The organism is Limnohabitans sp. Hippo4, assembly GCF_003063605.1.
Classification (GTDB): domain Bacteria; phylum Pseudomonadota; class Gammaproteobacteria; order Burkholderiales; family Burkholderiaceae_C; genus Limnohabitans_A.
The window spans coordinates 40,477-54,279 of the sequence record NZ_NESE01000005.1; the positions used below are offsets into that span (position 1 = coordinate 40,477).

Below are 13,803 nucleotides of genomic sequence, written 5' to 3' on the forward strand. Positions count from 1 at the left end.
CCAACCTAGGGAAAGCACCTAAAGAAGGCTTTTTTTCAAAAGATTCAATGACTTAGCTATGCGGAACGGGTCTCGTATGGCGGTCAGTGCCCCAATTTGAGGAAATTCCAATTGCAAACGATTGCAATTTTTCAGAGAATCTAGGCATTCGGGATTGCCAAGAAGTATCCATTCTCGAATTTTATTGAAAATATTCAATAAATTCATACACTTAAGTAATTCAATATTTTTTCTGGAGACTTTCAATGTCCAAACGAATGAATGCAATCGTTCCCAATGCAGTTGCATTGGCCTGCGCCTTAACAGTTGCCCACATGGGCAGCGCATGGGCGCAAACAGCCGCTAACAACGACACTTTGAAGTTGGACGAATTGGTGGTGACTGGCACCGCTTCTGGCGCCAGCAAAATGAAGCAATCCAACTCCATTTCAACCGTGGGTGTGGATCAAATTTTGCAAGCACAGCCCACCAACTCTTCTGACATTCTGCGCACCATTCCTGGTGTTCGCGCTGAATCCAGCGGCGGCGGCGGTAACGCCAACGTGACCGTTCGTGGCTTGCCCATCTCTGCTGGTGGCGCACGCTATGTGCAATTCCAAGAAGACGGTCTGCCCGTTTTGCTGTTCGGCGATGTGGCCTTCGCGACACCCGACATGTTCTTGCGCGCCGATGGCAGCCTGGAGCGGTTGGAAGTGGTTCGTGGTGGCTCTGCCTCCACATTGGGCACCAACGCACCTGGCGGCATCATCAACTTCATCTCCAAAACAGGTGAAGAACCAGGCGGCTCTATGGGTGTGACCACCGGTTTGGGCTACGACGAAAAGCGTTTCGACTTTGACTACAGCGGCAAATTGGGCGAGAAGACTCGCTTCTTCGTGGGCGGTTACGCCAACATGGGCCAAGGTCCCCGCAATGCATCTGCCAACGGCGTGCAAGGTCACCAGATCAAAGCCAACATCACACAAGACGTTGACAATGGTTTTGTTCGCTTGAACTTCAAGACATTGGACGACAAGTCGCCTTTGTTCATGCCCGCACCCGTCAGCATCAAGAACGGCGTGTTGAGCGAGTTGCCTGGCATTGACCCCCGCAAAGCGACTTTCTACTCACCTTACTGGGTGCAAGATGCCACGCTGTCTAAGAACAACACCCTCGTGAACTCCAACGTGAACGATGGTTTGCGCGTGAAGAGCGATTCATTCGGTGTTGAAACCGAATTGAAATTGGCAGGTGGCTGGAAATTGAGCGAAAAGTTCCGCACTTCAGAAAACAGCGGCCGCTTCATCAGCATCTTCCCTGGCGACGATGTGGCCAACGCTGCATCTGGCACCAAGTACGCAACTGGCCCCAAGAAAGGCCAAGCCTACACAGGCAAGTCTTTCACAGCGACCGTGTTCAACACGTCCATGGATGACATGGGTTCAACCACCAACGACGTTAAATTGAGCAAAACATTTGCGCAAGCCGATGGTTCCAAGATCACCACCACAGCTGGTTTGTTTGTGAACGTGCAAAAAGTAGCGCTGACATGGAACTTCAACCAGTACTTGATGGAAGCCACAGACAACAACCCCGCGTTGTTGGCCAATTCCAAAACCAATTCTTATGGCGCCATTGATTTGGGCACCAACGTTTGGGGCGGTTGCTGCACACGTGCCATCGATGGCACCTACCGTACAACATCTCCCTACGCTGTTTTGGGTTGGGAAAAAGGTGCTTTGAGCTTGGACGGTAGCTTGCGCGCCGACCAACAAGTGGCCACAGGTTCTTACAACCAAGCTTCGAACAACCAGTTCAAGCCAGAGAACACACAAGCCATCAACTACACCAAGAACTTCAATTCTTATTCATTCGGTGGTAACTACCAGTTGGACAAAGACACTGCCTTGTTCGCACGTGTCAGCAAAGGTGCTGCCTTCAATGCAGACCGCATCATGTTCGACCCTAAGAAAATGCCTTTGGACGGTTCAGGTGTGGTGCCCATCAACGAAGTTAAACAAGTTGAAGGTGGCGTGAAATTGCGCAACGGCAACTTGAGCACATTCGTGACATTGTTCAACGCTAAAACTGACGAGAGCAACTACGACGCAACCACACAAAAGAGCACATCCAACAAATACGATGCCTCCGGTGTGGAAGTGGAAGCCGGTTACAAAATGGGCGCGTTCCGTATCAACGGTGGCGTGACCGTGACCGATGCCAAAATTGTGGCCACCGGTTTGACACCTAACCGTCAAGCCAAAGTGGTTTACCAATTGAGCCCCTCTTATGTTTTGGGTGACGCCACAATCGGTGCCGCCATCGTTGGAACTTCGAGCTCGAAAGATGCTCAAGGTTCTGGCTATGACGTGACATTGCCTGCCTACACAGTGATCAATGCATTTGCCAACTTCAACATCGGCAAAAACGCAGTGGCATCTTTGGGTGTGAACAACCTGACCAATGTTTTGGGCTACACAGAGAGCAACGACGGCCGCATGGCTGCACGTGCCATCAATGGTCGCTCCATCAAAGCAGGTCTGAAGTACAACTTCTAATCTGAGGTTTGGGCTGCCGACTTCGGTCGGCAGCCTTTTTTTTGGTTTTTTATGTCCCTTACACTGTCCCCGATGCCAACCATGTCAAGCTCAGTCTCTGTGCCAAAAGCTTCAGCTTGGCGCAGGGCATTGATGAATGCATCGCCAGATCGTGCAGACGAATTGGCCAAGCGTATTGCCCAACAACTTCCCATCCTTCAAAACCGTTTAAGTCGCACCTACGGCGAAGGGCATCAAGTCGAAGAACTGACCGAGCAATTGCTTGCAGCAGCAGTCGATATCGCACTGAAACGCTCCCAAGCACTTTGGGATTTGGATTTATCACGTCAATCACAGCCGCATTGGCACCAACAAGGTGCTGTGGGTTACACCGCTTACGTGGATCACTTTGCAGGTAATCTGCGAGGTGTGGTGGATCGCATTGATTACTTGAAGTCACTGGGTGTGACTTACTTGCACCTGTTGCCTTTTTTCAAAGCAGCGGAAGGCCCCAACGATGGTGGCTTTGCAGTGGCCAACTTCGAAGTTGTTGAGCCGCGCTTGGGCACGCAGGCCGATCTGCAATTGTTAACGCAAGCCCTGCGAGCAGCAGGCATCAGTTTGTGCAGCGACTTTGTTTTGAACCATGTGGCACACGACCACGAATGGGCCGTCGAAGCGCGCAATGGCAATCCAGAATTTCAGAATTTTTTCTGCATGGCGCACAGCCAAGCAGAGGTCGATGGCTGGGAAAAAAACCTGCCTCATATTTTTCCTGACACAGCGCCAGGCAATTTCACCTACCAGCCCAGTTTGAAAGCTTGGGTCTGGACCACTTTCTACCCTTACCAATGGGATTTGAACTACGCCAATCCCAAAGTGTTTTTTGAAGTGGTCAGCGCCATGATGCGCGTGGCCAACATGGGGGTTGAGGCATTCCGCTTGGACTCCACGGGCTTCTTGTGGAAACGCGAAGGCACCAACTGTCAAAACCAACCGGAAGTGCATTGGCTTTTGCAGGCCATGCGCGCGCTGATGGAAATTGCCTGCCCAGGCGTGCTCTTGAAGGCCGAGGCCATCATGCCCACGCATCAGCTGCCCCCCTATTTCGGCTTGGGCGAAACGCCAGGACCCGAGTGTCACTTGGCGTATCACTCCAGCATGATGGCCGCCAGTTGGGTGGCCCTGGCAGAAGAGAATGTCAGCATTCTTCAAGCCGTCATGCAAAACACACCCGCCGTACCCCAAGGCAGCTCTTGGTTAACTTATGTGCGATGCCACGACGACATCGGCTGGAACGTCTTGCGTCCCGAAGCGCAAGCACTGGGTGATACCCGCTATCAACGACTGCTAAACGCTTCGCATTTCTTTGCAGGCATTGCGCCTGGCAGTTATGCGCAAGGGGCGTCATTTCAAACCACCGACTTGCAAACCGCACACGGCACCAATGGCATGGCCTCTGCGCTGGTAGGCATGTACTCGGCCTCAACGCCTGCCGATTCCCAGCTCGCACTGGATCGCTTGCTCTTGTTGCAAAGCTTGTCTTATTTCACCGGTGGCTTACCGCTTCTGTACATGGGCGATGAATTGGGCATGGGCAACACCTCCGCAGAGGTACTTGCAGCCCGTCAAGGCCCAGATGGCCGCGAGTTGCACCGCCCCAATTGGCAAGAGGCCCTGGCGCAATTGCGCAAGCAAGAGGGCTCGGTTCAACACCGCATCTTCTCCAAGCTGCAGGCCTTTGCGCAACTGCGAAAGTCACTGACAGCCTTTCATGGTGATGTACCGGTCAATGCCATTGAGTCGAAACATCCCACCGTCTTGGCATTGCAACGCGGTGCAGAATTGAAGGGCTTCTTCAATTTCTCACGCCTGCCTGTTGATCAAGATGTAGGCAATGGTCAAACCCTTGCGATAAAACCCTATGGCTTTGTTTGGCTGCAAAGCAGTTCCAGCGCCCCACTTCGCACATTGATTGACTGACTCGTTTGTCATTGATTGGACAACCCATGAACTTGCTGAAACCACACCTGTCGCTCTGGCAAATCTTGCAAATGAATTTTGGGTTCTTCGGAATTCAATACAGCTTTGGCTTGCAACAAGCCAACATGAGTCCCATCTATCAGTACTTGGGCGCAGATGAAGCCAGCTTGCCTTACCTGTGGCTGGCAGGGCCAATGACAGGTTTGTTGGTCCAGCCTTTGATTGGCGCCATGAGCGATCGAACGCTGAGCAAATGGGGACGCCGAACACCTTACTTCTTGATTGGGGCGTTGCTGTGCAGCATTTGTTTGTTGGTCATGCCCTTCAGCCCTGCACTCTGGTTTGCCGCCAGTCTGCTTTGGATTTTGGACGCTGCCAATAACGTCACGATGGAGCCTTACCGCGCTTACGTGAGCGATCGACTCAACAAGGATCAACATGCATTGGGATTTTTAACGCAAAGTGCTTTCACGGGTCTGGCGCAAACATTTGCCTACCTCACGCCTACGCTGCTGTTCTTGATGGGCATTGACAAAGACGCCGTCAACAGCAGCAACATCCCGCATCTCACCGTCATTGCGTTCATGATTGGCGCTGTGTTCTCCATCAGCACGGTGGCATGGTCCGTGAAATCAACCCCCGAATTGCCTCTGACGGAGGAAGAGATTGCGCACATCAAGTCGCAAAAGACAGGCATCCAAGCAACGCTGGCTGAAATTGTGGATGCGATTCGCAACATGCCAAGCACCATGCGCCAACTTTGGTGGATGAAGCTGTTTCAGTGGTACGCCATGATGTGCTACTGGATTTACATCGTGCCTGCTCTGGCCTTGTCGATCTTTGGCACCCGCGACCCCAATACCAGTGCCTTCAGAGATGCCAGTTTGTTGAATGGCCAAATTGGTGGCTTCTACAATTTCGTGGCCTTCATTGCTGCGTTTGCATTGATGCCCTTGATTCGCAAATGGGGCCCTAAATACGTTCATGCCTTGTGCCTCAGCTTGGCAGGCATCAGCATGATGCTCTTGCCCTCGGTGCAACAAACTTGGCTGCTGTTTGTGCCCATGGTGGGTGTTGGCTTGGCTTGGGCCAGCATCATGGGCAACCCCTACATTTTGCTGGCCGGTAGCATTCCCAAAGAGCGGGCGGGTGTTTACATGGGCATCTTCAACATGTTCATTGTGTTGCCCATGATTTTCCAAATGATCACCTTGCCCTTCATCTACACCCATTGGCTGGACAGCAACCCAACGAATGTCATTGTTTTTGCTGGTGTTTTGCTGTGCATTGCGGCTTTGTTAACGCTTCGAATTCAAGAAGCGGCCGTAGAAAATTCCTGAGCGGCTTTGAAGGAGAAAGGCATCATTGGCAGGCTGCTAGGGCGGCCTGCCATTTTGTCGGCCAACAAATCGGCCGATCCGGCAGCCAAGGTTAGCCCCAGGGTGCCATGCCCGATGTTGGCATACACGTTTTCGCAAACAGTTTGATCAACGATCGGACGCCCCGATGGTGTTGCAGGGCGCAGACCCGCCCAAGTTTGGACTTTGCTGTAGTCCCCTGCCTCAGGAAAATTGTCTTGTGATTGCTTGATCAAAGCCGCAATGCGAGGGGCCTCGATGTCGCGGTTTTCGCGTCCCAAATCAACCATGCCCGCCACCCGCAAGCGATGTCCAAGTTTGGCAAACACAATTTTGTGATGGCTGTCTGTGATGGACACTGACGGTGCGATGCCATGTTCACAATCGAGCGTGATAGAGAACCCTTTGAGCCCCAACAAGGGCGCGCGGGTGCCGAATTTTTGAAGCAACTCGCGGCTGCTGAGACCCGCAGCGACCACAAAAAAATCTGCTTTGTATTCTTCGACTTGCGCAGACGCATCCCCTTCGTCTAGCGCAGCGCTTTGTGATTTGAGTTTCAATGCCACGCAGCGTTGGCCTTCGATCACGGCATCTGTGATGCGTGTGTCGTAGCGCAGCTCACCGCCGCGGGACACAATCAAGCGCTCCAAGTACATGCACAGGCCGTGGCTGTCGACCACATCTTCGGAAGGTGTGTAAATGCCGCCCACCAACTTGCTTTGCATGTCCGCTAACGCAGGTTCTTTGTCGACACACTCGGCTGCCGAAAGGACATACTGCTCGCAGCCCACGTCCAAACTGCGTTGATAGGCCACTTGAGTGCTGGCCGTGGCCAAGGCTGCTGGATCGCGAAACACCACCAACTTGCCATTGGTACGGTAATCCAAACCTGCTGAGGCGGCCCAACTGGCGGGTACATCGGCTAACCACTTTCGCAAGATGCGACGAGACAAATAACCCAGACCCAGCAAATCGCGGGTGGTTTGATGGGCGCGGGCCGTGGTGCAATGCGAAGCAAAACTCAAACCCCAGCGCAAAAACTCAGGCGACAAAGAGGGATGAATTCGCAAGGGGCCGTCTTTTTTCAGCAACCACTTGGGTAAGTTGCTGAGCGCAGAAGGTTCGGCCAATGGGGCCACATAGCTGTAAGAAAGTTGGGCACCATTGGCATAGCTGGTGACCAGGCCAGGTGCAGCGCTTTCTTCAATCACACTGACTTGCCAACCGTCTTGCATCAAGCGCCAAGCCGTGGACAAGCCCACAATGCCAGCACCGATGACACAGACGTGTTTAGTTTGCGGATTCATGACTTGCCATCGTACTGTTTTCCGTGTGCCAATAATTCCGGTGTGCCAATCACTTGATTCAGGTCATCAAAATTGAGCATCTGATAGCGCCAAGGCGTGGTGGTTTGGTGCGCATGCAAACTGCCGTAGTAGCCCTGCAAAGTATGGGCTACTGCGCGTGCCGTACCACCCGGAAAAATCACAATTCTGAAACCACGCTCACCCAATTCATGGGCGCTTTGAATGGGTGTTTGGCCGCCTTCCACCATGTTGGCCAGCAATGGAATGCGGTGCGCAAATTGGGCACAAGCTTGGTCCATTTGTTCGGGGGTGCGCAAAGCTTCAATGAACAATGCATCGACACCGCAAGCCAAATAGGCTTCAGCTCGTTCTAGGGCAGCCTCTAAACCTTCCACAGCCAGTGCATCCGTGCGCGCCAAAATCAAGGTGTTGCTGCTGTGACGTGCGTCCAGTGCCGCTTTCAACTTGCCTTGCATCTCTGACACAAGCACCACACCCTTGCCATCCAAATGACCACAGCGCTTGGGAAAGGTTTGATCTTCAATTTGAATCATTGCAGCACCCGCACGTTCAAAATCTCGCACAGTGCGCTGCGTGTTGAGGGCATTGCCAAAACCCGTATCAGCGTCCACGATCACGGGCACGCGAATGCGATCGGTGATGTGCGCCAAAGTTTGTGCCACTTCGGTTGCCGTGGTGAGCCCAATGTCTGAGCGACCCAAGCGGGTGTAAGCGATGGACGCACCCGACAAATACAAGGCTTCAAAACCAGCTTGCTCTGCAATCAACGCACTGAAGGCATCATAGACACCCGGGGCCAACAAAGCCTTTTGTTGCGTCAGTCTTTGGGCCAAGTTGGCAGGGTGGGTGGCTTTGGACGTCATCTTGTTTTCTCCGAAATGGTTTGTGCAACGGCAAGTGCTGCTATGTGGCCACCTGCAATGGCACTGAGCAGGCCATTGCCTGATAAATAGCCCCACACCTCAGCGCCAGAAACGCCCCGTGCGGCACCACCGGCAGCATACAAATTGGGCAATGGCTCGCCATGGGGTTTCAGCACTTGGCACTGTCCATTGATGTTCAAGCCACCCTGTGTGTGAAACAAGGCACCGGTGACTTTGATGGCATGAAAGGGGGCTTCTAAGGCGCGCTTGAAAGTGCGGCCCCAAGCATCTTTTGCATTGTTTGGATTCACTGCAGACAAGGTGTTTGCCAGGGTCTCAACAGGGCACCCCACAATGGCCGCCAAAGACGCGACATCGGCAGCCGACTTCACGGCACCGGCCGCTTGCGCTGCCACAAAATCTGGAAAGTCTTGCGCAAAACGCAGCAGCTGGTTGTCGAATACATTCCATGCGACACCCTCCGGCTGATTCAAAACTTGAACAGCCGCTTCTGAGTAACCTTGGGTCTCATCGTGAAAACGCTGACCCAAGGCGTTGATCTGCACGCCGCCCTCCATCATCAGGGCCCACGAAATGAGACTGCCTTGCGGAATGGCCCAAGAGCCATGGCCTTGGTAGGCCCCCATGTCGGCCAAGGCAGCGCCCAACTGCAAGCCCCAGGCAACGGCACTCCCGTCGTTGCCCACGTGGCCGGCATACTGCGCATCTTTCATGGCGGGCAAGTGTTGCTTCACCATGTCGGCATTGCCGCCAAATCCGTTGCAAGCCAAGATGACGGCGTCGCAATTTAAGTGGCCGGTCACGCCATCCGGTTGTGAATAGCTGAGGCTGTTGATGCGGCCCGTGTCATCGGCATGCAGCGCCGTCACTTGCGCCTGCGTTAACACGACCACACCGGCCGCATCGGCGGCTGCGCGCAAACGTGTCATCAAACCTTCGCCTGTTTTTTCAGGTACAGCATGCATGCGGTGCACGCTGTGACCAGGGTACAAAAACTGGTCCAGCAATTGCCAAGGGATGTGATGATGCGCCTCCAATGCGTCCATTGCAGGGCCTATGGCCTCGCTGTAGGCCTTGACCAAAACAGGCGCGGCTTGGCCATGGGCTTTGTGTTGAATGTCTTGAGCAAACAATTCAGGCGAGTCTTCAACTTTGGCAGCTTTTTGCACACGAGTTGCGGGTGCAGGCACAAAACCTGAGGACAAGGCGGTCGATCCTGCCGGTACCGCGTCGCGCTCTAGCACCACACATTCAATGCCTTGTCGGTGCAAAGCCAATGCCGCTGTCAGGCCGCAGGCACCTGCTCCCACAATGGCCACAGGTGTGTGGATGGTTTCTTCCATGACGCTCATGCCAGGCTGCTGACAAATTCACGGCAAGTTGTGACTTTGCCAATCGAGGCCAAGTCGGCCAATGAAGCTTGGTGCAAAGCATCGCTGAACGCGGCGCAAGCATCGCTCAACACCACCACGTTGTAATCGCGCAAGTGAGCGTCACGTGCAGTGCTGGCCACACCGCCATTGGTCACAATGCCGCACACCACCACGGTTTCAATACCGGCTTTGCGCAACACCCAATCGAGTTGGGTGTTGAAAAATGCAGAGTAGGCCACTTTGCAAACCACCAAGTCCACGCAATCTTGAAGTTCTGGCACATTGGCTTGACCCACACTGCCAGGTGCAAAGTCGCCTTTGCGCAAGAAGGGTCGCTTTTCCAGCAAATGAGGTGACACCATCGGTTCACCTTTGGCATCGGGCCACAAGGTAAATTGGCTGGCCGCCACATAGCCCCCCTGAGCCTTCAAGGCTTTAGCAACAGGTGCAACACGGGCAGGCAACAACAAGGCTTCTGCACTGACGGTATTGCCACGCGCATAAGCGCCTTGGGGCGACAAAAAGTCGTTTTGCAAATCCACAATGATCAAGGCTGTGCGTGCCGCTGCGATTTTTGAGTGCTGGGTCATGACAAAACTTTCTTCATGGAAGCGTGCGCTGAATTCAAACTTGTGCGGTGACCAGCAGATTGCCCATGTCATCCACTTTGGCTTCAAAGCCTGGCTCCAACCACACGGTGGTGTCGGCCTGTTCCAAAATGGCCGGGCCATTTACCTTGGCGCCAATCGGCAATTCCAAACGGGCATAGCGCTGGGCATTCCACCACTGTCCTTGGTGATACACGCGCTCCACACCCAAAGGCTGCGTACTGCCGGCACCCACAGGCGCTAACACTGACAAGTCAAATTTGGGGCGACGGCCAATTCGGGCATAGCGCAAGTTCATGACGCGAATCACGGGGCCTTCAAGCACACGGCCAAAGGCGTTTTGATACGCTTCAGTGAACGCTTGGCGCAAACCCTCGGCTGACAACTGCGAACGTTGCACGTTCACTTGCAGTGTGTGGGTTTGGCCGGTAAACAGCATGTCGAGCGCAATGTTTTCATCTACCGCGACAAAGCGCACCCCCGCAGAATCAAGGCGAGCTTGGCAAGCCTCTGCCAATTGGTCGATGCGCGCCAGCACCTCTGTGAAGTTCACATCACTCAAAGCTTGGTTCAAAGTTTGCACGGCGTCATGGCGCATGTCGGCCATCACACAACCCAAGGCTGAAGTCACGCCGGGGTAACGTGGCACGATACCGGTGGCCACGCCCACTTCTCGCATCATGGCGCACACATGCAAGCCACCACCGCCACCAAAGGGCATATAAGCAAATTGACGGGGGTCGTGACCTTTTTCAATCGACACCACGCGCACAGCACCGGCCATCTTGGCATTGGCAACCGTCAAAATGGCTTCGGCTGCTTCCAAAGTGCTGAGACCCAAAGGCTCTGCCACATGCTTTTGAATGGCCTGCTCCGACAGGTCCGCACGCAAGGCTTGCAACAAGCCACCACCCAAAGGACGGTCGGCAGCGATGCGGCCCAAGAACACATTGGCATCGGTCACGGTAGGTCGTGTGTTGCCACGGTCGTAGCAAGCCGGGCCTGGCACACTGCCGGCCGACTCGGGACCTACTTGCAACATGCCACTGGCATCTACAGAAGCAATGGAGCCACCGCCTGCGCCAATGGTTTCAATTTGAATCATGGGGGAGCGCACCACCAAGCCAAACTCAATGGACGTCTGCGCTGCCAAGGCTGCCTCGCCTTGCGCCACCAAGGACACATCAAACGAAGTGCCACCCATGTCGCCGGTCATCACATTGGGATAACCGGCTGCGCGCGCAATGGCCGCACAGGCCATGACACCTGCTGCAGGGCCTGACAAGGCTGTGCGAACCGGAACATCACACGCAGTTTGACGCGACATCACGCCGCCATTGCTTTGCACAATCAGCAGTTCACCTTCAAAGCCTTGACCGCGCAAATCAGATTCCAAACGCGTCAAATAACTGCCCACCACGGGCTGTAAAGCCGCATTCAAGGTGGCTGTAGAGCAGCGCTCAAACTCGCGAATTTCGGGCAAGACTTCGCTGGCCGCGGTCACGTGAGGGTTGGGCCACATGGCGCGCACGGCCGCCACGGCGGCTTGTTCATTGGCCATGTTGGCATAGGCATTGATGAAGAATACGCACACCGCTTCGCAACCAGCGTCCAGCAAAGCTTGCGCTTGCGCTCTCACTTGATCGATGTCGACAGGCGTGTGGATTTGACCATCGGCCAACACGCGCTCGTCCACTTCCAAACGCAAAGCACGTGGGACGATGGGCGTGAAGCTGCCGCGCAAACCCCAAGTTTGAGGCCGATCACGGCGTCGCATTTCCAACACATCACGGAAACCGCGTGTGGTGATGATGCCGGTGCGGGCTACTTTGCGTTCTAGCAAAGCATTGGTACCCACCGTGGTGCCATGCACAATGCTGGCCACACCCGAAGCAGAACCATCCTCAGAAATTTTCTGAATGCCATTCATGAAACCACGCGCTTCTTCGCCGCGTGTTGAAGGCACTTTCACAATGCGTGCGGTTCCCGTTTGCTCATCGAGCACAAACAAATCGGTGAACGTGCCGCCCACGTCCACACCGACCACCCAGCGTTTCTGGCTCATGATTTTTCCTTTGAAACGTAGGCTGCTTCAATGTCTTTGGCGCGCGCTTCGGCGCTGCGATCGCTGGGCTTGCCCCAACCGCCGCCGCCGGGCGTTTGCAAACGCACGCGCTCGCCTTTCTTCAAACGAATGCCCAGCATCTTGGAGACCATGGGCGGTGTTTTCCACACGCCCTCGTTTTCGTACTCAAACACATTGGGCAAGGCAGGCTGCCCACCCGCAATGCCTTTGGGCGAGGCTTTGCCGCGCTCACCAAAGATAAAGGCTTCGGCCGATTCTTCTAGCAATTCAATTTCGTAGACGGCTCCCAAACCACCGCGGTGTTGGCCATCGCCACCGGAGTTGGCACGCAAGGCCCATTGCGTAAAGCGCACAGGGTAAGCCGCTTCCAAAATTTCCAAAGGTGGAATGGTGGCTGTCGAAATAGGCGCATTGCTGTGCGACAAACCATCGGCATCAGAGTGACCGCCATGGCCACCGCCAAAGAAACTGAACATCACCCAGCGCTGGCCTTTGCGTTTTTCATCGGTGCGATGGCCTGCAATCGACAACGCATTGATGGTGCCGTAGGCATGCGCCACAGCACGTTTGGGATCGGCCAGTGCCGTGGCACTGAAAATCACATCGATCATGCGCAAGATGGTTTCGGTATAGCCACCCACGGGGCGTGGACGTTCTGCACTGATCACCAAGCGATCGGGAATGATGAAATCGACGGCATCAAGCACACCCGCATTGGCGGGTACATCCGGAAATACGTGCTTCAAGGCCACATAACAAGCCGCTACGGCAGTCGCTTTGGAAATGTTCACAGGGCCGGCACACTGCGCAGACGTGCGAGAAAAATCCAAGGTCAAACGATCACCCTTGACAGTCATGTCCAAGGCAATGGTGAGTGGTGTGTCGACCACACCGTCGTTGTCCAGCAGGTCTTCGAAGCTGTAGCAACCGTCGGGCAAGCTGGCAATGTGCGAGCGCATCAAGCGCACTGCGCGTGAGCGCAACTCCACCATGGCTTGCGCCACTTTGGCGTCGCCATATTCATCGAGCAAACCATTCAAGCGCTTGGCACCCAACTCCAGCGCTGCGAGTTGACCATTCAGGTCGCCCCAGAGGCTGTCGGGCAAACGGGTGTTGGCGCGCAGAATGGCCAATACATCTTCATCCAACACACCAGCCCGCAAAATGCGAACGGGCGGAATTTGCACCGCCTCTTGCCAGCACTCGGTGGCTGCAGGGTTGTAGTTGCCCGGTACAGCGCCGCCCACATCGTGCCAATGCGCCGCTGAAGCCAAGAAGCAAAACAATTGGCCATTGCGGAAAAACGGACGAACCAATTTGAAGTCATTGGCGTGAGTGCCACCTTCATACGGATCGTTGAACAACCAAATGTCGCCGTCTTGCATGCCACCGCGCGTGGCAGCAGCTTTGGCCGCAGCGCGCACTGCAAAGGCCATCGCCCCCACAAACACGGGCAGGCCAGATTTGCCTTGAACCAGTGTGTCGCCAGACACGCCATCATAAATACCGTGACACGCATCATGCGCTTCCGCAATGATAGGGTTGAAGGCGCTGCGGTACAACGTGGCGTCCATCTCGTCGGCCACTTGTTCTAAACGACCTTTTAAAACCGCCAGGGTGACGGGATCAAGGGCCGTTGAATTGGAAAGCTTTCGCTCACTCATTGG

9 protein-coding genes are annotated in these 13,803 nt (G+C 54.5%); 3 read left to right on the forward strand and 6 right to left on the reverse strand.

The features are described 5' to 3' along the window. Positions 1-245 precede the first annotated feature (245 nt). The 3 genes from B9Z46_RS12550 (at position 246) to B9Z46_RS12560 (ending at position 5,839) form a co-directional block, all read left to right on the forward strand. Positions 246-2,537 carry a TonB-dependent siderophore receptor gene (locus B9Z46_RS12550; RefSeq protein WP_233246013.1) on the forward strand — a complete coding sequence of 764 codons (2,292 nt, stop codon included), beginning with the start codon at positions 246-248 and terminating at the stop codon, positions 2,535-2,537. A gap of 81 nt (positions 2,538-2,618) precedes the next feature. Then, complete coding sequence (locus B9Z46_RS12555; RefSeq protein ID WP_158268438.1) at positions 2,619-4,499, forward strand: alpha-amylase family glycosyl hydrolase; 1,881 nt, start codon at positions 2,619-2,621, stop codon at positions 4,497-4,499. Positions 4,500-4,525: 26 nt separating this feature from the next. After that, the gene (locus tag B9Z46_RS12560) at positions 4,526-5,839 is read left to right on the forward strand and encodes an MFS transporter (RefSeq protein ID WP_108256981.1); all 1,314 of its coding nucleotides are present in this window, start codon (positions 4,526-4,528) and stop codon (positions 5,837-5,839) included. Here the strand turns inward: B9Z46_RS12560 and B9Z46_RS12565 are convergent. Genes B9Z46_RS12565 through B9Z46_RS12590 form a run of 6 tightly spaced genes read right to left on the reverse strand, consistent with a single transcriptional unit; the run spans position 5,812 to position 13,800 of the window. Further along, a complete protein-coding gene (locus B9Z46_RS12565) occupies positions 5,812-7,164 on the reverse strand; it encodes a D-amino acid dehydrogenase (protein ID WP_108256983.1) in 1,353 nt (450 codons plus the stop codon). The two genes, B9Z46_RS12560 and B9Z46_RS12565, sit on opposite strands and share 28 nt — an antisense overlap. Continuing rightward, positions 7,161-8,048: an oxaloacetate decarboxylase gene (locus tag B9Z46_RS12570; RefSeq protein ID WP_108256985.1), complete on the reverse strand. Its 888-nt coding sequence runs from the start codon at positions 8,046-8,048 to the stop codon at positions 7,161-7,163. The genes B9Z46_RS12565 and B9Z46_RS12570 overlap by 4 nt, the downstream gene beginning before the upstream one ends. Then, a complete protein-coding gene (locus B9Z46_RS12575; RefSeq protein WP_108256987.1) occupies positions 8,045-9,421 on the reverse strand; it encodes an FAD-dependent oxidoreductase in 1,377 nt (458 codons plus the stop codon). The genes B9Z46_RS12570 and B9Z46_RS12575 overlap by 4 nt, the downstream gene beginning before the upstream one ends. Beyond that, positions 9,418-10,032: a cysteine hydrolase family protein gene (locus B9Z46_RS12580; RefSeq protein ID WP_055362063.1), complete on the reverse strand. Its 615-nt coding sequence runs from the start codon at positions 10,030-10,032 to the stop codon at positions 9,418-9,420. Before B9Z46_RS12580 ends, B9Z46_RS12575 begins: the two co-directional genes overlap by 4 nt. A gap of 34 nt (positions 10,033-10,066) precedes the next feature. Then, a complete protein-coding gene (locus B9Z46_RS12585) occupies positions 10,067-12,115 on the reverse strand; it encodes a hydantoinase/oxoprolinase family protein (protein WP_108256989.1) in 2,049 nt (682 codons plus the stop codon). Further along, a complete protein-coding gene (locus tag B9Z46_RS12590; RefSeq protein WP_108256991.1) occupies positions 12,112-13,800 on the reverse strand; it encodes a hydantoinase B/oxoprolinase family protein in 1,689 nt (562 codons plus the stop codon). Before B9Z46_RS12590 ends, B9Z46_RS12585 begins: the two co-directional genes overlap by 4 nt. Between the last annotated feature and the right edge of the window lie 3 nt (positions 13,801-13,803).